This window comes from Lederbergia sp. B243.17 (genome assembly GCF_057657925.1).
Window position 1 is genome coordinate 101,453 of sequence record NZ_JBWBKF010000082.1, and the last position, 20,600, is coordinate 122,052.

General features: G+C 46.8%; 18 protein-coding genes. 1 reads left to right on the plus strand and 17 read right to left on the minus strand.

What is annotated here, in order from left to right; genetic code table 11:
- Window positions 1-89 precede the first annotated feature (89 nt).
- Window positions 90-671, plus strand: a complete 582-nt coding sequence (locus tag AC0TWI_RS16060) for a hypothetical protein (protein ID WP_488127348.1) — start codon at window positions 90-92, stop codon at window positions 669-671.
- 79 nt (window positions 672-750) lie between these two features.
- Here AC0TWI_RS16060 and AC0TWI_RS16065 read toward each other — a convergent pair whose 3' ends face one another.
- From AC0TWI_RS16065 to AC0TWI_RS16145, 17 genes are all read right to left on the minus strand, one after another.
- The gene (locus AC0TWI_RS16065) at window positions 751-1,473 is read right to left on the minus strand and encodes a 3-ketoacyl-ACP reductase (RefSeq protein ID WP_488127349.1); all 723 of its coding nucleotides are present in this window, start codon (window positions 1,471-1,473) and stop codon (window positions 751-753) included.
- Between the two features lie 369 nt (window positions 1,474-1,842).
- Window positions 1,843-3,111, minus strand: coding sequence for a diguanylate cyclase domain-containing protein (locus AC0TWI_RS16070; RefSeq protein ID WP_488127350.1), 1,269 nt, complete (start codon window positions 3,109-3,111; stop codon window positions 1,843-1,845).
- Between the two features lie 174 nt (window positions 3,112-3,285).
- Entirely contained in the window at window positions 3,286-3,960 is a 675-nt protein-coding gene (locus AC0TWI_RS16075) for a hypothetical protein (RefSeq protein WP_488127351.1), read from the minus strand.
- A 185-nt stretch (window positions 3,961-4,145) separates the two neighbouring features.
- On the minus strand, window positions 4,146-5,363 hold the full coding sequence (locus AC0TWI_RS16080) for a hypothetical protein (RefSeq protein ID WP_488127352.1): 1,218 nt from the start codon (window positions 5,361-5,363) through the stop codon (window positions 4,146-4,148).
- A gap of 88 nt (window positions 5,364-5,451) precedes the next feature.
- Window positions 5,452-6,030: an ABC transporter permease gene (locus AC0TWI_RS16085; RefSeq protein ID WP_488127353.1), complete on the minus strand. Its 579-nt coding sequence runs from the start codon at window positions 6,028-6,030 to the stop codon at window positions 5,452-5,454.
- The gene (locus AC0TWI_RS16090) at window positions 6,005-6,769 is read right to left on the minus strand and encodes an ABC transporter ATP-binding protein (protein ID WP_488127354.1); all 765 of its coding nucleotides are present in this window, start codon (window positions 6,767-6,769) and stop codon (window positions 6,005-6,007) included. Before AC0TWI_RS16090 ends, AC0TWI_RS16085 begins: the two co-directional genes overlap by 26 nt.
- A 90-nt stretch (window positions 6,770-6,859) precedes the next feature.
- Window positions 6,860-7,855: a sensor histidine kinase gene (locus AC0TWI_RS16095; RefSeq protein ID WP_488127355.1), complete on the minus strand. Its 996-nt coding sequence runs from the start codon at window positions 7,853-7,855 to the stop codon at window positions 6,860-6,862.
- Window positions 7,852-8,556 carry a response regulator transcription factor gene (locus AC0TWI_RS16100; protein WP_488127356.1) on the minus strand — a complete coding sequence of 235 codons (705 nt, stop codon included), beginning with the start codon at window positions 8,554-8,556 and terminating at the stop codon, window positions 7,852-7,854. The genes AC0TWI_RS16095 and AC0TWI_RS16100 overlap by 4 nt, the downstream gene beginning before the upstream one ends.
- A gap of 122 nt (window positions 8,557-8,678) precedes the next feature.
- Window positions 8,679-11,129: a transglycosylase domain-containing protein gene (locus tag AC0TWI_RS16105; protein ID WP_488127357.1), complete on the minus strand. Its 2,451-nt coding sequence runs from the start codon at window positions 11,127-11,129 to the stop codon at window positions 8,679-8,681.
- Between the two features lie 160 nt (window positions 11,130-11,289).
- Entirely contained in the window at window positions 11,290-12,336 is a 1,047-nt protein-coding gene (locus tag AC0TWI_RS16110) for an ABC transporter permease (protein WP_488127358.1), read from the minus strand.
- An 18-nt stretch (window positions 12,337-12,354) separates the two neighbouring features.
- On the minus strand, window positions 12,355-13,845 hold the full coding sequence (locus tag AC0TWI_RS16115; RefSeq protein WP_488127359.1) for a sugar ABC transporter ATP-binding protein: 1,491 nt from the start codon (window positions 13,843-13,845) through the stop codon (window positions 12,355-12,357).
- Between the two features lie 63 nt (window positions 13,846-13,908).
- Window positions 13,909-14,910, minus strand: a complete 1,002-nt coding sequence (locus AC0TWI_RS16120; protein ID WP_488127360.1) for an ABC transporter substrate-binding protein — start codon at window positions 14,908-14,910, stop codon at window positions 13,909-13,911.
- 26 nt (window positions 14,911-14,936) lie between these two features.
- Window positions 14,937-15,935, minus strand: a complete 999-nt coding sequence (locus tag AC0TWI_RS16125) for a Gfo/Idh/MocA family protein (protein ID WP_488127361.1) — start codon at window positions 15,933-15,935, stop codon at window positions 14,937-14,939.
- A gap of 131 nt (window positions 15,936-16,066) precedes the next feature.
- Window positions 16,067-17,074, minus strand: coding sequence for a Gfo/Idh/MocA family protein (locus AC0TWI_RS16130; RefSeq protein ID WP_488127362.1), 1,008 nt, complete (start codon window positions 17,072-17,074; stop codon window positions 16,067-16,069).
- Between the two features lie 23 nt (window positions 17,075-17,097).
- The gene (locus tag AC0TWI_RS16135) at window positions 17,098-18,087 is read right to left on the minus strand and encodes a LacI family DNA-binding transcriptional regulator (RefSeq protein ID WP_488127363.1); all 990 of its coding nucleotides are present in this window, start codon (window positions 18,085-18,087) and stop codon (window positions 17,098-17,100) included.
- 175 nt (window positions 18,088-18,262) lie between these two features.
- Window positions 18,263-19,522 carry an EAL and HDOD domain-containing protein gene (locus tag AC0TWI_RS16140; RefSeq protein WP_488127364.1) on the minus strand — a complete coding sequence of 420 codons (1,260 nt, stop codon included), beginning with the start codon at window positions 19,520-19,522 and terminating at the stop codon, window positions 18,263-18,265.
- Window positions 19,523-19,659: 137 nt separating this feature from the next.
- Window positions 19,660-20,544: an ROK family protein gene (locus AC0TWI_RS16145; protein WP_488127390.1), complete on the minus strand. Its 885-nt coding sequence runs from the start codon at window positions 20,542-20,544 to the stop codon at window positions 19,660-19,662.
- Between the last annotated feature and the right edge of the window lie 56 nt (window positions 20,545-20,600).

Genomic DNA, 20,600 nt, shown 5'->3' on the forward strand with positions numbered 1-20,600 from the left:
CGGGGATCCGCCGCTTTCCTGCATACGCAGCATATTTTTAGGTATACTACCGTAATAAATGCCGCTCGAAGGGAAGGTGAAGCAAACAGATGTCGCAAGAGCAGGCTTTTGAGCAGATTTTTTCCTTATATACAAAGGTTAACGAAAAATTCGTCGCGTATTGGAAGGAATACTCTTATTTTGATACATGGCAGTTTTGGGTTACCGTCGCAATGCTTGTGCTGCCGCTTATCCTTCTCTACCTGGTGATTGACAGAAGAAACATTCTCCTTATAGGGTTCTATGGCTTTAATGTACATTCCTGGTTTGGCTATGCCGATACGTACAGCAATATGCAAGGATGGATCAAGTATCCCTATTTTATCGTGCCATCTTTTCCGGCCTACCAACTGGAGGCATCGCTTATTCCGGTATTATATATGCTTGTTTATCAATGGACGTTGAACAACAAAAAAAATTTTTATATATACTCCGCCCTGCTGTCGGCAGTCCTTGCCTTCTTCTTTAAACCGGTCCTTGTTGCACTCGATCTCGTCGAGCTTGGAAAGGGGAAGAACTATTTACATATACTGTTTGTTTATATTGGCGTCTTCCTTCTTTCAAAAGCCATTGCAAGCCTTTTCCTCCACCTATCCGGCAAGAAACAGCCGTTTGCGAAAAAATCCGGTTAACAACCCGGGGAGAAAGCTCTTTGAAGTTACGGAAATAAAAAAGGACCGGTGCTTTGTAGTGCACCGGTCTTTTCGTGTTTTAGAATGGGTTTGTTCCGATCAAAGTCGCATTTTTAACGTAGATGCGAGGGTGCATCTTGAGCTGATTTACGATAAATTCCGCAATGTCTTCAGGCTGCATATATTTACTCTCATCCCCTTGAATGAGATTTCCTTGCTCTGCAAGCTCAGTGGCGACAGTGCTTGGCGCGAGTGCCGTCACACGGATATTGTTTCGGCGTACTTCCTGGGCGAGCGATTCAGTCATGCCGATCAGGCCAAATTTTGATGCGCTGTAGGCACTTGAAGTCGCCGCTCCGTTAAGGCCGTTTGTCGAAGAAATATTGATGATGTCTCCGCCATTTTTTTCAATCAGCTGGGGAAGAACGGTGCGGGTGACATAGTATGGTCCAAGCAGATTCACTTCGATCGTCCGTTTCCATTCTTCAGGGTCGGTCTCAGCAAGCGCGACAAATTTGCCGATGCCTGCATTATTGATGACGATGTCCACTTTGCCAAGCTCCCCATTGATCTTGGCAATCGCTTTTTCGACCTGTTCCAGCGAAGAAACGTCCGCTGTGGCATAAGCTGCCTGCGCACCAGCCTCTTCGACTTTGCGAACCGTTTCCTTCAGCTCGTTTTCCGATCTTGCGAGAAGGCCGACGTTCACGCCTTCTTTTGCCAATGCGATTGCAACCGCACGGCCAATCCCTCTGCCTGCACCTGTAACCAATGCTACTTTTCCATTCAATGATTGTGCCAAAGTAAACAACTCCTTCAATTTTTCGCATGAATTAATTGGGGATAGTGTTCCCGGACAGTGAGTAAAGATGCCAGCCTTTAGTTACTCGATCCATCCACAACTTCGGCCTGCGTGTTTTCGGACGGGATGGATTCTTCAGCTTGGCGACAGCCGGCCTGTCTCCATAAACCGGAAATCCTCAGCATTGATTTTTTTCGTCCAATCATATGCCTTGTTGCATGCCGAAATTGGAATGCCTCAACGAAGCTTTTTGATCGTCTCTTTCTCTTGCATACTCGCATCCCCAATTCAGAGAGCCGTCAAAACCGGCGGCCAGCCCCTCTATCATATAATCACTCATTGATTCTTTCCAGAATACCGCTCTACTCGTTAGCCCCCCGTATAAAACTTGTAATTGTTCCGTCCTGACTTCTTAGCCGCATATAGAGCGGTGTCAGCATTTTTTAACAGACAATCCCGCGTTGTACCGTTTTCCGGATAAAAAGCGATGCCGATGCTTGATGTCACCTGAAGACGCCGCCCTGAAATTTCCCAATCCTCCTGAAGAGAGCCTAAAATCAGTTCCGTAATGTTAAACGCGTCTTGCTCCGTCTCAATTTCAGTCAGCAATATGATAAATTCATCCCCGCCCTGTCTCGAGAAGAGATCGCTTTTTCGCAAGGAAGACTGGATCCTTTTAGCATACTGCCTCAACAACTCATCACCGGCATCATGACCCAACGTGTCATTGATCTCTTTAAATTTATCAATATCCATGAAAAGCAGCGCCATCTTTCTCTCGAATTGCTCTGCTTCGTTCAGCGCCTGATCAAATTGGATTGTGAAAAGCCTCCGGTTCGGCAATTCTGTCAAAGTATCATGATACGCGAGATAGGAGAGCCTTTCCTCATATGCAAGCCTTTCCGTCATATCCCTGGAAACGACAAGAAAATGCCGGAAACTTCCGTCATCATCAAATATTGGCGTTGCCTTGCCTTCAAGCCACACCCAGTTACCTTCTTTGTTTCTGAACCGGAAATGCAGCACGCCCCGCTCTTTCGTCTCTATCATTTCATCCATTTTCTGCCTGACAGGCAATCGGTCCTCCGGATGCAGCAGCTCTTTCGCCCATTTTCCCTGATAGGATTCTCCGGAGTAGCCGAGGATCGTCTCGTGTGAAGGGGATGCGTATGAAAAATATCCCTCTTTTGTGATGACACAAACGAGATCAGTCATATTTTCTGTGATGATCCGGTAGACCTCCTCACTTTTCCGAAGTGCCTCCGCTGCTTTTTTCTGCTTGGTCAGGTCATGAACCAAAAATAAATATGCCAATTCTCCCTCATCGTCAATCGCAATCCCTGACACTTCCACATCAACGATGGAGCCGTCCAACCGTATGATCTGTTCCTCATCAGGTCCGACAGATTTCCCTTCCTCATCCAGCTCCTCCGCGTGCCTCTTGACGACGTGATGGGATTTCTCGGGCATAAATTCAATGATCTTCCGTCCGATAATTTTATCCTTCTCGGTCGCGCCCAGAAGGTCGAGACATGCTTTGTTAATGTAGCGGATGCTTCCCGACCGGTAAACGACGACCGCTTCGGGTGATGCCTCAAACCATTTTTTCACAACCCTTTCCCCATCTTTATTCGTCATACATTCATCATCCTTGCTCCGTATTTAGCCTGTTGGCAGCCTGCTCGATCCGCTATGGGCAGGCTATCGGCAACTGTTCCCAACCGGCATTTTCTAACAGTATTCCCTCTATTCACAGAAAAAGTGCCAAAACAAAACATTTTTAAATAGCCGGTGGGCTGACCCTCAAACAAGTTATTGTTCAAAGTCAGGGTCGGATTCATTTACGATAATGAATTCGATTGAGTCATTGTTTCCTTCTTCATTCACCATATATTTCAAGCCGTCTTTTTCCGTCTCCGCAAACGTTTCCTCTTCATTTTCATCAGGGATAAGTTTCAAGTCTTCCAACAGTCCATCAATATCACCGTTGCTCAGTGATGGATTAGTCGTGCCAATCATCGTTCGGATCAGACCCAAAACTGTTTCGCGGGAAAAGGTATCACCCCCGGCTTCGAGCAGGAGTGCTTTTAATTCCTCTTCTCCTGTTATGACCATTCCATTGATGACATAGTTATCGTTGAACTTCACCTCTGCCGTACTGACCCCTTTGGCACGGTCAAACCATTCATACTCTCCAACTTGAAAACCCAGATTGTTTTTTCCCGCCAGTTCATTGAACCGGTCTTTGAAGTCATCCATTGTCAAGCCGATTTTGCCATCTTCCAAATCCGGCATTTCGCCTCTATCCTCTTCTGAAAGGTATGTATTTGAACGATCATTAGTCTCCATAGCCTCGCTATTACGTTTCTTTTCCGTTCCGGCAACAGCGGATTTGTCCGCGGCCTTCTCTCCATTTTCGTTGTTTCCGCAAGCCGCCAGCCCGACTAGCAGCAATGCACTTACGAATAAAGCCTTCACTTTCTTCAACAACCTCAAACTCCTTCCATACCATTACAAGAATCCACTTTACACAAACAAAATAAAAATGACAATCACACAATTCTTATTACTCAAAAAACAAAACCAATTACATAGGTCTTTCTCCCCAAAAAAGGGTCTGTCCCCCGCCACAGTAACGCGTTAATGCATTAGCTTGGCGGGGGACAGGCCCCTCATATCGTTTGCTTGATTTGTTTAATATAGGTATATCGCATTATTGTAAAGTAAATGATCTGGATTACCAAGAAGCTTGACAGCACGGTTGCTGATTCCCGAAACAGGTTGAAATCGAACATATGGGATAATGCTGTTAATGCAACAGCCCCGTGAATAAGTGCAACCATCATTGGTGCGAAGAAGAGGATGGCGGTCTGCCGGTTAATGACCTTTTTCATTTCCCCAACAGTGAGCCCCATTTTCGCAATCGCCCTGAATTTCTGTTTGTCATCGTCCAGGTCTGAATAGAGCCTGAAATATAGGAAACTTCCAGCTGAAACAAAGAACACAATCCCGATAAACAAACCGATGAACAAGATCGGGCCGAATGCCCTCTCAATCTCATATAACGTGTAGTCTATCGACATGAACGTACCCATATCAAATTTGTTCTCCAGTTTTTCACCCGTTGCAATCAGCTTATCCTTTGATGCATCACTGGCAACCCAAAAATAATTATCAAGGCTGCTAGCAGGTTCAGGCAATTTTCCAAAGACTGCATCACTGACGATATAATAGCCGTAAACGTTTGGCATAGATTCTGCGACAACCATGCGTTCCGCCCGAACCTTACTTCCGTCCTGTAATTTTATCGGTGATGCCAGAAGCTTCTCATCCCGACTGCCGTCCATCAGATTCGCGACACTCTGCTTGCCGACAATCGCATCGGCCCCGTCTAAAGACAAAGGTTTTTTTCCGAGAAGAGCCCCAGCCCGGTTGTAATCAGAAATGCTGACAATCCTAGCATCTCCGACTCCTTCAACCGAATAAAAGTTCTCCTTGATTACTTCCTTTTTCGTCTTTATGCCTGCTTCGCGGATCATCCTGTCGGCTGTCTCCGCATTTGCAGTCCCTTTTTCTGGTGACGTGAATGGGGTATATGCAAAGGTGAATGGGTTTGCCTCGGTGACGCCTTTCGTCAAATAGGAATGTGTTCCATATAAAGCACCGATGGCACTGAAAGCGACGGTCGAAATGATCGCTACCATGAAAAACGAGCGGGCATTGTCTTTCATCCTATACGAAAGATCAGAGAAAAGAATCATATTCGTTTTCCGCCAAAAAACAGAGCGATTTCCTTTCAGACGTCTGATGATGAATACGCTCAACTGTGAAAACAGAAAATAGGTGCCGAAAACAACGAGCAGAATAACCGGAACCATCGCTACGACCACTTGGAGTCCCTCTACATAAAGGGCAATGGCATAGCCGGAAAACAGCAGTATGGCTGCTAAGATGGATAAAAATATCGAAGATTTCGGCTCAGGTTTCTCCTTTTTTATCCCCTTTGATCAATTCAATCAGCTTGCTTGTGCGCAAAATGAGCGAGACGAAAAACGAAATGGACAAGAACAGGATGACAAATGACGAAAACGTCACGATGATCGCCATCCATGGAAGATAAAAATTAAGCGACTCGCTGATTAGCAGCACATTCTCCGCGACGAGGAGAATCAGTTTGGAAAAGACGAACCCGAGCAAAATCCCGCTTATCGTAGCAAACAACCCGATCAGCATATTTTCCATAAACACCATTTTGCGGATTTGTCCCGAACTCATCCCCTGCATCATCAACAGTCCGAATTCCTTCTTCCGCGACTGCAAAAAGGAACTCATCGAATACATCACGAAAAAGAAAGAAAACACGTAAATAATACCGCCTGCCACGCTCATGCCGTACATCACACTCTCATTCACCGATCCCCCATGCAAAGCCGGATGAAAGGCGAACATCGCAAAGGTGAAAAAAACCATCACGGTGAACAGGCTGCTTAGAAAATAAGCGGTGTAAAGACGCTTGTTGCGAAGGACGTTATTAACCGCGAACTGACGAAAAGTCATGGTCATTCCCTCCCAACAAGGAAAGTGTATCAATGATGTTCTGGAAAAATCCCTTCTGGCTGTCACCGCGGTAAATTTCGGAGAACAGTTTGCCGTCCCGTATGAACACAACCCGTTGGGCATAGCTTGCAGCTTGCGGATCATGGGTGACGAGCAGCATCGTCGTCCTTTCCTGTTCATTGATTTTCGTCAAGAGCTCCATTACATCTTTGGACGACTTAGAATCAAGGTTTCCTGTCGGTTCATCGGCTAAAAGCAGTGAAGGACTGTGTATCATCGCACGGGCAACAGCCGCCCGCTGCGCCTGTCCGCCCGAGATTTCAAAGGTGCGCTTGTTCATGATCGCTGAAATTCCGAGCTTCTCAGCTATTTCTTTCGCCTTCGCTTTCATCTCTTTTACGCTCTTCCCGTCAAGTGTAAGCGGCAAGACGATGTTTTCCTCCACTGTCAATGTATGGAGCAAGTTAAAGTCTTGAAAGACGAAACCAAGTTCACGGCGGCGGAATTTGGCAATCTCGTTTTTCTTCAACCGGTGCGGATTCTTTCCTCCGATCAGCACCTCGCCGGTTGTCGGCTCATCGATTGTGGCAATCATATTAAGCAGCGTTGTTTTTCCGCTGCCCGACGGCCCCATAATGGCGACAAACTCTCCTCCTTCAACTTGGAGATCGATATCTGTCAACGCACGGTAAGCTACTTTTCCCTCATAAATCTTACTGACTTTTTTTATTTCAAGCATCATTCTTTCTCCTTCCGCTCAATTTCTACTGTCAGTTTACCTTTTTGAGCAGAGAGGCTGCCATCGAACTTCCTTTCAGTTGCCTTACATTCATGTAAGGTTTTGTGTTTTGCTGAAAATGATCCGGAACGTCGTGCCTTTCCCGGCATCACTCACCATTTCCAGTCTATGGTCGAGCCTGTTGCATACTTCTCGGGCCAAATATAGTCCCATTCCTGTCGACTCACGATATTTCCGGCCGTTTTCTCCAGTAAAAAATTTATCATATATCCTTTTTTGATCTGTCACCGGGATGCCGATCCCTTCATCTGCCACCTCCAGCACCGCCTCTCCATTCCGTTCATAAAGCGCGATGTTTACTCGGCTGCTCTTTCCGGCAGAGTATTTCACCGCATTGTGGATAAGCTGGCCGACAATGAAGAATAACCATTTCTCATCCGTCTGTACAGTAAGGCCCTCTTTCTCCTCAAAGAGGTGGGGGTAGACTTCATTTCTGATAAAATATCTCCTATTATCAAGATTTACCTCTTGAACCAATTTTGCCAGCTTGACAGGGCGGATGTGAAAATCCTGTTCAATCGTCCGAAGCCGTGCCATATACAGGACCGTATTCAAGCCTGTCCGCATCCGCTCCGTTTCCTCACGGATGTTCGATGAATCTGGTTCATCCAATCCCTGTGCCGTCAGTTCAATGACAGAAAGCGGTGTTTTCATCTGATGCACCCAGCGATCCATGAACGTTAAATGCTCTTCCTGCCGGTCTTGCGCAGCAAGCATATTTTCCATATAAAGCTTGTATTGTGACTTCAGCAGTTCTCCAAGCGCCTCCGGAGCAGGAGCGTGTCCTGCTGCCTTAAGTGCATCATCCATTTTTTCAAGTCCGTTGGACAGCCGCTCGTAAAAGAGGCGCCGGCTTACCCATTGATATACAAGATAGCCCGTGAAAAAAAAGAGGCATAGTCCGAATCCATAAAAAAGTAAGGACATTTCCCGAAAGCCCCCCAGCGCCAAAACGGTAAAAATGATACCGAGCTGAAAAAGCTCCAATACTATCAAAACGAGATGCTCACGGAAAAATAACTTCATTCGCCATCTGCCTCCCAGCCGTCACGGAGCCGGTAGCCTGCGCCTCTGACCGTTTCAATTCCATTTTCAATTCCGAGTTCCTGTAATTTTTTACGGACGCGGGCCATATTTACGTTCAATGTGTTCTCGTCGACATACGCCTGCTCATCCCAAAGCCTTTCCAGGAGATCCTCCCTGCCCGCAACCCTTGGGTACCGCTCAATCAACATTTCGAGTATGTCTGCTTCTTTCTTCGTCAGCCGGGTTTCTCTCTCTTTGTAGCGAAGCTCGAAACGTTCTGTAAACAGCTTCAGGCCTTGCATCTCCAGTACACGCTCTTCCTGCTTTGCCGCATATTCGCCGTAAGCCCTGCGCAAATGGCTGCGAATTTTTGCCATGACGACATCGGAGTGGAACGGTTTCGTAATAAAATCATCACCGCCATTATCAAGTGCCATTACCTGATCCATCTCTCCCGTTCGGGCAGAAATGAAAATGACCGGGCAAATAGACTCAATACGAATCTGCCGACACCAGTAATAACCATCGAACCTCGGCAAATTGATATCAAGCAAAACCAAATCCGGCTTTGCCGCCCGGAACAAGTCCATCACATTGTCAAAATCAGAGACGATGACCGCCTCATATCCATACTTCTCTATAAAATCCCCGAGCAACCCCGCAATCTTCGGATCATCCTCCACTACGAGCACCTTCACCATCCAAATCGCCCCCCCGAACCAAAATCTGCAAACATTATAACATTTTTCATGAGAAAAGAGCCTGTCCCTCCTGCATGGCAACGTTTTACCAATGCAGGGGAACAGGCCCCTCTTTACATGATTTATTGGCCTTCTCCCGGTGGTTTCTGGTCCTCTCCCGGATTCGTTTGGTCTGTTTCCGGCGGGACTGTGCCCGAACCTTCCGGCTGGTCAGGTTTAGGCTTAGCAGGAGGAGGCGCCCCGCCCGAACCGCCGCTGTTACCCGGAGACGGGCTCTCTGGCGGCTCTTTCTCCGAATCTCCTTTTTGGTCCGATTCGTCTTTTGGCGGCTGCGGCTGATCTGGTTTTTTTATACCGTACTCGTTATCCTGGCCGTCAGGTTTTTCCTCGTTCCCGCTATCCTCCTCTTTCTTTTCGTCATCCTCTGTCTCGGCTGGTTCAGATACTTCCTCATCAGCAGAGTTTTCCGGTTTTACAACAGGCTCATTCGTTTTCACTTTTGCGGGCCTTTTTCGTGCTTTCAGCGTATCCCGTCCTGTATCAAGCGAAGTGCCCTTGACGAATAGTTCTTTAACTACCCGGCTTTCCGGTGTGTACCTTGTCGCCTTTTGCCCGGTCTCCTTGTCATATTTTACTTCTACGATCGAATCCGGCTTCCTAAATTCAGGCGTTTCTTCTCCATCTGATACTTCCGAAACGATTGTTTTAAAAATCAATTTGGCAATGTCTTCGTCCTTTTCTTTGACGTACGTTTCCTCGGTTGTTTTGTCATAGCCTGTCCAGACTGCTGCCGAATATTTGGTCGTATAGCCGGCAAACCAGGAATCTTTCACTCCTTCGCCGCTGAAATGTTCAGGCAGCTCATTCGTCCCTGTTTTTCCGGCAAGCGGAAGCCCTTCGATGTTTGCGAGCTTTCCCGTTCCTTCTTGTACAACAGTTTTCAGCATATCGGTAATCATGTAGGCGGTGTAGTCGCTCATCGCCTTAACCGGCTTACTGTCGAATTCAAGTTCCTTTCCGTCTGGATACACGACTTTACGGACAGCATGCGGCTTGTTGTACATGCCGTTATTGCCGAAAGCGGCATAGGCGCCAGCAAGCTGCAGCGGCGAAACACCGTATTTAAAGCCGCCGATTGCGTACGGAGGGAAGACTTCCTCAAGTTCTATCCCGAGCTTGGACGCAAAATCTTGCGCTGTTTCTTCGCCTGCTTCTTCCATCGCTTTGATCGCGGGTATATTATACGACCATTGAAGCGCGGTCCGGATCGACACATCTCCATGGAAACGGTTGTCCCAGTTCTTAAACTTTTTTCCGTTCAATTCAAGTTCTTCGTCGGTAATCACTTTTGCTGTCGGCCATTTCATTGTTTCAATTGCAGGCCCGTACGCCATGATCGGTTTTGCCGTGGAGCCTGGCGGGCGTTTTAGCTGAACAGCATAGTTATAACCGCGCTGTACGTCTTGTTCACCGGGAATCCTATCGCTTCCGATCGCCCGGATTTCCCCTGTTTTCGTATCCAGGAGCGCCACTCCCGCCCGGAACTCATCATCCGGGTACGTTATGTATTCATCGGTCGTCAACACGTTGTCGGTCAATTGTTGGGCAGCGGCATCCATTGTTGTATAAACGTGCAGGCCGGATGTATATAGTTCGGTTTCGGAGATGCCTTTCGTTTTCAATTCGCGCAGCACCACATCGATAAATCCGTCATATGCCGTTTTCCGTTTCTGTTCATGGATCATCTCATTCACATGAACAGCCTGGGCCGACTTCCGCTCGGTTTCCGAGATAATCCCGTGTTTGTGCATGAGCGCCAGAACAGTATTCCGCCGTTCCTCCGCCAATTCCGGATGTTCATATGGGTTGTAGCCACTTGGCCGTTGAGGCAGACCTGCCAACAATGCTGCCTCACTTATATCCAGATCACCGACAGATTTATTGAAGAATACTTGTGCCGCCGTTTCCACTCCATACGCACCCTTGCCAAAATAGACATTGTTCAAGTACATTTCCAGTATTTCTTTCTTCGTATATTTCTTTTCAAGCTGGAGTGCAAGGTACGCTTCGTTCACCTTCCGCTTGATCGATTTTTCCGGAGTAAGGAAGGATCGCTTTACGAGTTGCTGCGTAATCGTGCTTGCCCCTTCGGCACCGAACCCATCCTTGAAATTGGCGGCGACCGCACCGGCAATCCGCTTTACATCGATACCGCTGTGTTCCCAAAACCTAACATCCTCCACAGCAATGAACGCATCCTGGACATGTTTCGGAACTTCCTCCAATTTGACCGCCTTTCGGTATTCCGTTCCGGATAAGTCAACGACGGCCTGTCCATCCATATCATAGAGGGTCGATGATTGCGGTGTCTCAAGCTGTTCGGTATCCAAGGTAGGCGCCCCATTTACATACGCGAGCACCGTAATTCCGACACCGGCAACGATAAAGAAACCAATGATCAGCACCGTCATCAGTAACCGGTAAAGGATTCCTTGCCGTCTCTTCCCTTTGCTTTGTTTCTTTTGTTTTTTTTCTTTCTTCATCTGTTCTCGAGTGAGATTTCGATCCCCCATCCAAATGCTCCCCCTTCACTATCACCTAACGAAACACATACCCGCTCTGCTGGCCGTTGAAACCTGGATTGACTGGTCCAAGAGTTGTAGTTATAGGGATAAAAAAAAGCCCGCCTGGGCCGTTTCCCCTGCGGGATTTCGAAGATGATGCAGTGAATCCTCAAGCAGCTTTTTCCTTTCTCTGCAGCAGTACCGCAGCGATGACTATAAACCCTTTAAATGCCTCCCGCAAAAATGGCGGCACACCAAACAAATTTAGAAGATTATTCATGACCGCAATGATCAGCATGCCGTAAACTGTTCCGAGGATAAATCCTCTCCCCCCCATCATGCTCGTACCGCCGACAACAGCTGCCGCGATTGCATCCATCTCCATCCCCCTGCCGGCATTCGAGAAATCCATGGAACCAATCCGGGATACCTGAATGATCGCCGCGATGGAAACGAGCAAGCCCATCAAGGCATAGACACGTACTTTCACTTTTTGCACGTTCACACCTGACAGCTTTGCGGCTTTCTCATTCGAACCGACGGCGATAATTTGCCTGCCGAACGTTGTCCGCTTCGACATAAAGTAAAGCAGATAAGCGATAACCGCCCAATAAAGGATCGGCAAAATCATATAATTTCCGATTTTGAAGCTGGCAATCTGTAAGAATTCAATCGGCACTTTTGGATTATAGCCTTGCATGAAATGCTGGGTAATACTCCTGAATATCATCATCGCGCCAAGCGTGGCGATAAATGGGGGGACATTCCCCTTTGTCACAGTACCGCCGATCAACGCACCGAGCAGGCTCCCGAATAGGAGTACAAGGACGATCGTTACCAAAAAAGCCGGAGCCCCTGCGATTCCAGCAGCGGCCAAAATCCCTTTCGCTCCTTCGTCCAAGAGCATCATGGCGAATGCGCCTGTAAGAACAAGTGTCGAGCCGACTGCAAGATCGATTCCTCCCGTCATAATGACGAGTGTCATGCCGAGCGCAATGATTCCGATCCCCGCATTGTTCCGCAAAATATTTATCCAATTGTTAATCCAGGACTGAAACCAGCTGCCAAATGAATCATAATCAAATCCGAGCACCAATGTCTGTAAGATGACCATTATGACTAGGGCAATGGCAATGCTGAACAGCGGATCGCTTGACCACTTCTGTCTGAACCACCCGATAAAGCCCCATTTCGCTTTCTCACCCGCGTACTCCATATTCCCCCTTCTCCCCTCCTACTGAGACAGCCGGCCGCCGGTAGCAAGTGTCATGATCGCATGTTCGTTCATTTCTTCACCGATTATTTCGCCCTGGATTGTCCCGTGATACATCACTATGACTCTGTCGCATATCCGGATGATTTCCTTCGCTTCACTAGAAAGGACAATGACCGCAATGCCTTCTTCGGCCAATTTCATCATAATGTCGTAAATGTCTTCCTTCGCTCCAACGTCCACTCCTTGCGTCGGGTTATCCAAAATCAGGATTTTCGGGTTAACAGCCAGCCACTTTGCAAGAATGACCTTTTGCTGATTGCCGCCAGAAAGGCTATCGATTCGATCCGTCAATTGCCCCATTTTCAGTTTCAATTGTGATCGGTGTGTTTGAAACAATTCCCTATGCTTTTTCCTATTGATGATTCCTCGCCTGGAGAACGTCGGCCAAGCGGCAATAGAAGCATTCTCGATAATATTCAAGTCTTTGATCACTGCATTCTCTTTCCGATTGCGCGGAAGATAGGCTATCCCCTTACGGATTGCATGGGCGGTATCCATTATAGAAACCGTTCTACCATGAATGGAGCAAGTTCCAAACTCCGGTCTTTCCAACCCGAATAGAATCTGAAAAAGCTCGCTTCTTCCGTCACCGAGCAGACCGGTGAATCCGATAATCTCTCCGGCTTTAACGCTAAACGTAACCCCTTTAAATACATTTTTATAAGAGAGCTCCGTTACTTGCAGAACGGTATCGCCGATTCTTTTCACGCGTATTGGTTTTTCTGTCCTCACCTCATAGCCGACCATGTAACGTGCCAGTTCATCCGCGGTAACATCACAGACCTTCCCTTCGGCCACTTTCTTTCCATCACGGAGGACCGTATAGCGTGTGCAGATGTCCATTACCTCATTTAATTTATGCGAGATGAAAATGATACCGACTCCATGTTTTTGCAGCATGCGCATCATTTCGAAGACACGCTCGACTTCCTGCTCCGTCAGCGAGGTTGTCGGCTCATCCATGATGATGACGGACGCATTAGAAAGCATTGCCTTGCAGATCTCTACAATCTGTTTGTAAGAGGCGTCAAGTTTTCCAACCTCGGTTCTTGGGTCTAGACGGATCTCCATTTTGGCAAAAATCTTCTCCGTTTCACTTATCATCTTCTTTGTATCCAGGAGTCCCCTCTTTGTCTTCAATTCCTTGCCTAAAAACATATTTTCATAAATTGGCAAGTCGTTGATCAAGTTTAATTCCTGATGGATGAAAGCAATGCCAGCTTCCTGGGAGTCGGCTGGGGTCTGGAAATGTGCCGTTACGCCATCGAGAGCAATTTCTCCATAATCTTGAGGGAGAATCCCTCCCAATATGTTCATTAATGTTGACTTGCCGGCACCATTTTCCCCAAGGAGTGCGCAAATATCGCCTCCATTAAGGGAAAGAGAAACGTCCTTCAGCACAGCATTGCTGCCGAATGATTTCTTGATTTCTATCATTTCAACCTTCATTCATTCACATCCTATTGTCAGACTGCCGCAAAAGAACAATCGGGCGCGGCAGTCCTTGTTTCATTAATATGGTGAATGTTCATCAAGAAATTCCGTATGATTTTCCCGGTCGACAATGGTTGTCGGAATGATCGTTTCCTTCTCAACGGTTTCACCTTTTAGGACCTTCAGCGCCACATCAACGGCATCTTTTACCATAGCCGGGCTGTAAAGTGCTGACTGGATCCAGATGTCCTCGTTTTCAGGCATCATTTTGAAGTATTCCTGCATGCCTCCGCCACCTGTCACCACTTGAATGTCCGTTCTTCCTGCTTCACGTATTGCCTGCAGAACACCAATCGATGTTTCATCATCCAACGAGTAGACCGCATCAATTTTTGGTGTACTCGTCAAAATGTCGGCAAAGTCTTTCAGTCCGTCTTCTCTCGTAAACTTTGTCGCGTAGGTAGCAATTTTCATATCAGGGGCAATCTTCTCCATCGTTTCGACAAAGCCTTTTTTCCTCAACTCTGAAACTGATCCGGCTGTAGGGACCTCCAACATGACGACATTTCCTTCCTTACCGATCTTGTCGACAATGTAATTTGCGCCTTGGACACCCATATCCTCATTGTTCCCGGCAACCCGGTACACACCGTCAGCGTTGATGACGATATCAAAATTCACCACTTCCACGCCTTCATCAAGCGCACGCTGGATCGGTACTTCCATCCCTTCCCATTGCGGAAAAGCAACGATCGCTTTTGCCCCCCAAGTAAGCAGGTCATCCAGTTGAGCAGTCATTTCCTCGGCATTGCTGCTCGTCTGAATTTGGTAATCGATTTCGCCAGATAATTCCTTTGCTCTCGCTTCTGCATGATACGCGACGGCCGCCACCCATCCGTGCGTGACGGCTGGTGCAAGGATACCGATTTTGTACTTCTCTTCCTTCTCTGTGTCCGGAGCTTCCGTCTGCCCGCCCGGTGTCTCAGCGGGAGCCTCACTCGTTGATTTCGTTCCGCATGCGCTGATGACTGCGGCGAGCAAAAACAGGGACAAAAACAATAAATATCTCATCTTTCTCATCAAAATTCGCCTCCCTATGATCGTCTTTAAAGCCGGACTTCACTTCCCGTCTCAAGCGACTCCTTAATTGCGGACAGCAATTCCAGCGTATAGTGAACCTCTTCCAAAGGGATCACGTCGTTTTTCTCTCCATTCTTGATGCAGCTGAGAAAATAGTTGAGCTCTGTAAAGAACGGATCGGCCCTTTCGGGATTAACCTCTATTTTCTGGCCCTCTTTGTAGACCGTCAGCTGTCGCGTCGCTTCTCCCATATTTTCGATATTCCTTCCTGCTGCAAATTCAAATTCAAGCGCTCCTTCAACTCCGGCGGCACGGATATTCATCGTAAACGGGAAGCCCGGCGGCATACGATGGGATGCTTCAGCAAATGCTGTCTTGCCGTTTTTGAATTTGATTGTCGTCATCACATGATCCCAGGCGCCCCACTCATTTTTGCCTCCCGCAGCGTAAACGGAAGCAGCCTTGCCAAGCATATAGTGGAGAAAATCTATATCATGGACATGAAGATCGAACAGGACACCGCCGCTCTTTTCAGGTTGCCGGAACCAGCCGCTCCAATGCGGAGCCTGACCCAGCCTTGCTGCATGAACAAATTCGATATCATTGAATGGCGGTGTTTCACTGTACGATTTGATCAGCTTGTATTCCGGCCAGAAGCGGAGGATATGGCCGACAAACAATCGGACTCTATTTTTAGTAACTGCCTCAAGGATCCGCTCCATCGAATCAAGCGAAAGGGTGAGCGGTTTTTCACAGATGATATGCTTTCCGGCATTTGCCGCTTTGATGATGTATTCCTCATGCAAGTATGTCGGCAGACAAATATCAATAACATCGAGCTCCTTATCCAGCAGAAGTGCATCATAGTCATCGGTAAAGCAGTCTGCATATCTCACAGCCACATCAGCATCTGTCACTTTTTTTCTCGACAAAATCGCCTTTACATCGCATGCTGAAATCTTCTCATAGGTTTTTAGATGGGCTTTGCCAATAAAGCCGAGTCCGATAAGAGCAACCCTGATCATATTTCCCCCTCTCCGGCTGTAATCCATTTCATTTTTTCTAACAGCATTGTAGTCGACTGGTAAAACTGCACCGGTTATTCACACTATATGAAAATGATTTCAGCTTTAGTATTTAGAGAACCCCAGCCTAGTTAACTTTGAAGTATTTTTTCTATGATCTTCATGGCTGCCAGTGCATCCGTTCCTGTAACAGGAGGCTTGGTATTGTTTACAATGGAGGTGATAAACGCATCAATGATCCCGGTATTCGTCTGTTGCTCGTTTGTCTGGATATGCTCGATTTCATATTTGATAATCGTTCCATCCTTCTCCTCGATTATTAACGGGTGGACGGAATCTTGATAAAGCTTGATAACGCCTTCTTGACAGTAAATAATGGTCGAATGATCTTCGGTGCCGTAATTTGTCCAGGAAAAAACAGCCGTTCCCAACCGTCCTTTCCGTGTCCTTAATGCACAAATCACATTATCGGGTACATCTATCGGCTCCCCCATTTCATTGACTTTGTCAAGGGTGCCGCTGAAGGATAGAACATCCTCGATTTCATCATCAAGCAAGTAATGGATTAAATCGATTTTATGGATGCCGAGGTCCCCGACAACTCCTGAGCCGGAGCGTTCTTTTTTGAAAAACCATGTACCCTTTGATTTATCGACCCCCCAGCTTTCCGGGCCGCCATGCTGAAAATGAGTGGAGAAGGTGAGCACCTTTCCAAGAGTCTGCTTTTGCAACATCATTTTCGCCTTCTGATGAGCTTTTGCAAAACGCTGATTGTGGGCGACCATCAATATCTTCCCGGATTTCCGCTCTGCTTTGAGGATTTCTTCACCATGCTTGACACAGATAGCGAGTGGTTTCTCGCAAAGGACATGCTTTCCGTGCAGGAGAGCACTCGCTGTATAAATGTGATGAGCATCATTTGATGAACAATCACTGACCGCGATGACTTCAGGGTTGCACAATAGCTCTTCTATCGTTTGAACGGTCCGGCCGCCAAATTCTTTCGCCAATGCCTGCGCCCTTTCGGGATGGCGGTCGTAAAAAATAATTTCATCAACTTGCGCATGGGCGCGGTATTCCGGGGCATGCCGGAACTTGGCGATGGAACCGCAGCCGATAATGCCAACCTTCATGCCCATGATCCTATCCCTCCCGTCCCGTTTTAGCCGAGTGTTGATTCCCGGATGATCAACTCGTGATCAAGTACAATGCTCTCGACCTTTTGGCCCTGAATGCGGCTGATCAGCATTTCTGCGGCCAGCCTGCCCATTTTATACATAGGCTGGGCAACAGTCGTCAACGTCGGATTCGTCATATTCGAAAAGCTGATGTTATCGAATCCCACGACAGAAAGCTCCTCAGGTACTTTAATACCACTGTTTTTCAAGTATTTAAGCGCTCCGATCGCCAGGGTATCCGAGACGGCAAAAACGGCAGATGGCTTCTCTGCGGCTTGCAGTAAAATCCTCATCGCTTGCATTCCATCTTGGAAATCTAGCCGTTTCGTAGTATACATCCACTCCTCCTTCACGACGAGCCCAAATTCACGAAGCGCCCGCTCATAACCATTCCGGCGCTGCCTTGAATATAAGAATTTCTCATCACAGTTGATCAATGCAATCGAATGGTTTCCAAGCGCAATCAGGTGTTTGACTGCCTGGTATGCAGCCGCTTCATGATCAATGGCGATGTACGGAATCCTTCCCCCCTCCTCATATTCACTGCACAATATGATAGGATTCTTTTCGGCTATTTCATGGACGGTTTCCATGTTGACAGCCGGATCCATTGAGATAACGCCGTCGGCCAATTTGTTCCTTACCATTGCAAAATAAATGTTTTCACGCTCTGCCTTGGAATCCGTTTCACCTAGTAGAATTGTGTATTGGTTCTCGGTTGCCACCTCTTCGATCCCATTGATAATTTCTGAATAAAAAGGATTCGAGATGCTCGGAATCAATACGACAATTTGCCGGCTCTCAGAATTTCTCAAATTCCGTCCGAGCAGGCTCGGCTCATAATTCAGAACGGCAATTGCCTCCTCCACCTTCCGCCTCGTATGCATACTTACGGCTTCCGGTGCATTTAAAACCCTGGAAACGGTCGCTATGGAAACGCCCGCTTTTTTCGCAACCTGCTGCATATTCGCCATGACCCATCCCACATTTCCTCTTTACAATGTAATTGTTTACAAGGTACCTACTAACCACTTTATTAACAGCCTTCTGTTTTATTCATCCTCCTCCAACAATAACGCGCAAAAAAATAATAACGATTACAGAACTAGAACATAAAAAAGGGTCTGCCCCCTTGAAAGGGAGCAGACCTCACGTGTTTTTTCCAAGTAATTGATTTGTCCAAAGGACGGCTTTTCTATAGACGTTAAGAGCGGTTCCTTCATCAATGTTTATTTTGTGGCAAAGCTCGCCGATCTCGTTCCAATTGGCTCTTTCCATCCCCTTTACCAAATCAAATATCGCTTTGTATTCCGTTTCGTCCCCAAGGATGGTCGCCTGGATTTCCTTATCGAGCGGCATTTGTGCAAGCACAGCTTCAAGCGGCCTTTTCATTAAGGCATCAATCAATGACAGCAAGCCAATCAAAAAATAGCTCGGTGCTTTCATCCGGTGCCCTTGCTCGATTGCAATGGATTCAGCCGCCCTGGCCCGGATAAAACTCATTTTTACAATTTCATTTGTTCCTATGTATTCTTTCCCGACGTGATCCTGAAAAGAAAGCACGAACATCCATTTTTTCAACTCGATGATCCCTAAAAATACGATTGCCTGTTTGATTGTCTTGATCGGTGCCGGCCGCAAGAGAACGGAGTTGATCAATTTCAGTAATTTATAGGAAAGGGAAATGTCCCGTTCAATCACGTTTGCAAGATAATTAATGTCAGGGTCTTGTTTTGCAAGCTCCCCCATGACGAGCAGCAAGCTATAGTTCTGGATTGGAACATCACCTGCAGATAGCATGACGGGTTTGCTGAAAAAATACCCTTGAAAATATGAATAGCCATCCTCCAAACACTGGAGGTACTCTTCCCGCGTCTCCACCTTCTCAGCCAAAAAAATTAAATGGAACGCTTTCAATTTATCAATGATCCTAAGCTGCTCGCTTCGGGGAGTCTGGCGTATATCAATTTTTACAATATCTACAAATGTCAGCAGTTCTCTTACATGGTGGTTATTTTCCCGAAGAACAAAGTCATCCAATGCAATCCTGTACCCTGCAGCTTTCAACCGGCGGCAGTTCTGGACTACCCTTTCTGTTATCTCTACTGTCTCCAGCACTTCAATGACCGTTTTGCCCGCTGGAAGATAAGATGGAATGCTCTGCTCAAGAAATTTCTCCGTACAATTGATATAACAATCTTTCCCGTCTGCCAGTTCCTCAAATCCCATTTGAAGAATGCTGTTCATGACATCAGATGTTGCCTGCTCTCCCGGAACTGGAAAAGCAATGTTCTTTTCACTGTTCCGGTATAAAAGCTCATAGGCGATGATCTCTTGTCTTTTATTTAAAATCGGCTGTCTTGCCACATAAATTTCCAATTCCAACACCATCCATGAATTAGAATACAAACTATGCTCCTAAGACTATATTACCAGCATTTCACAAGATTGGCAGTCAAATTTGTAAACTTATAAAAAAATGCCTTTCCTGACAGATAAACTATCAGAATAGGCATGTTGATACTCATTCAAATCGGCTGCATCTTTCAGTAAATAGAGTATAAAAAGTGATACAGAGCGCCTGCCAAATTCGCATCATTGCCCAATTCGCAAGCTTCCACTCTTATATCCAATGTTGATATTTCATCTTTTAGCAGTGCCAGCTCTTCATTTATTCCTCTTATCACTTCAAGGCGTTTACTGATTCCTCCCCCGATCAGGATCTTTTGGGGATCAATCACATATTGGATGTTGTAAATACCTGCAGCAAGCTTCTTATACCAAAGGCGTACGCTTTCTTCAGAAATTCTGTCGCCTTCTTCCACCATCCGGAATACCTTCTCACCGTCCAGGCTCCCTAGTGGTAAAGACTTTCTCTTCTCTACCTCTTTTACAAGCGCGTTCGTCGAAGCGACTTGGCTCCAAGTCGTCGCTAACGGGTTTTCCAGCGGATTTCCTATAATCATATAACCGAACTCACCGCCATGGAGCGAAGAACCGCGGAGAATTTTGTTGTCTTTAACAATGCATCCTCCGATTCCGGTTCCGACAACGATACAAACATAGTCATCCACATCTCTAGCAGCACCTAGCCATCCTTCAGCCAAAGCAGCGCAATTCGCATCATTTTCGACCGTTACTTTTAGTTGCGTGCGCTCCTTTAGCATCATGGCAATATTATTGCCATGGATATAAGGGACGGCACTAGAGCCGCCTACATACCCTGTATCGGCCTCCACAGCACCGGGCGAACTTATGGCGATGCCCTGAATATCATATCGGCGCTTTTGCTCTGCCACGACTTCCGACAACTTGCTCAGAAAAACCTCCAGTCCTTCCTGGGGAGTGGCGATCTTTCCGCTATTCAAAATTCTTGCGTTTCCATCCATGACAGCATGTTTAATGAATGTGCCGCCAATATCAAATACCATGTATTCCACTGTGGTACCTCCTTTTAGACAAGACATGCCTTAAAAATTATTGTGAT

Coding starts and splice junctions, on each gene's coding strand:
- AC0TWI_RS16120 (WP_488127360.1), bottom strand. CDS start 14,910: ATGAGAAAGATGAGATATTTATTGTTTTTGTCCCTGTTTTTGCTCGCC.
- AC0TWI_RS16145 (WP_488127390.1), bottom strand. CDS start 20,544: ATGGTATTTGATATTGGCGGCACATTCATTAAACATGCTGTCATGGAT.
- AC0TWI_RS16070 (WP_488127350.1), bottom strand. CDS start 3,111: ATGACGAATAAAGATGGGGAAAGGGTTGTGAAAAAATGGTTTGAGGCA.
- AC0TWI_RS16135 (WP_488127363.1), bottom strand. CDS start 18,087: ATGGCGAATATGCAGCAGGTTGCGAAAAAAGCGGGCGTTTCCATAGCG.
- AC0TWI_RS16100 (WP_488127356.1), bottom strand. CDS start 8,556: ATGGTGAAGGTGCTCGTAGTGGAGGATGATCCGAAGATTGCGGGGTTG.
- AC0TWI_RS16085 (WP_488127353.1), bottom strand. CDS start 6,030: ATGACTTTTCGTCAGTTCGCGGTTAATAACGTCCTTCGCAACAAGCGT.
- AC0TWI_RS16095 (WP_488127355.1), bottom strand. CDS start 7,855: ATGAAGTTATTTTTCCGTGAGCATCTCGTTTTGATAGTATTGGAGCTT.
- AC0TWI_RS16110 (WP_488127358.1), bottom strand. CDS start 12,336: ATGGAGTACGCGGGTGAGAAAGCGAAATGGGGCTTTATCGGGTGGTTC.
- AC0TWI_RS16060 (WP_488127348.1), top strand. CDS start 90: ATGTCGCAAGAGCAGGCTTTTGAGCAGATTTTTTCCTTATATACAAAG.
- AC0TWI_RS16105 (WP_488127357.1), bottom strand. CDS start 11,129: ATGGGGGATCGAAATCTCACTCGAGAACAGATGAAGAAAGAAAAAAAA.
- AC0TWI_RS16130 (WP_488127362.1), bottom strand. CDS start 17,074: ATGGGCATGAAGGTTGGCATTATCGGCTGCGGTTCCATCGCCAAGTTC.
- AC0TWI_RS16125 (WP_488127361.1), bottom strand. CDS start 15,935: ATGATCAGGGTTGCTCTTATCGGACTCGGCTTTATTGGCAAAGCCCAT.
- AC0TWI_RS16115 (WP_488127359.1), bottom strand. CDS start 13,845: ATGAAGGTTGAAATGATAGAAATCAAGAAATCATTCGGCAGCAATGCT.
- AC0TWI_RS16090 (WP_488127354.1), bottom strand. CDS start 6,769: ATGCTTGAAATAAAAAAAGTCAGTAAGATTTATGAGGGAAAAGTAGCT.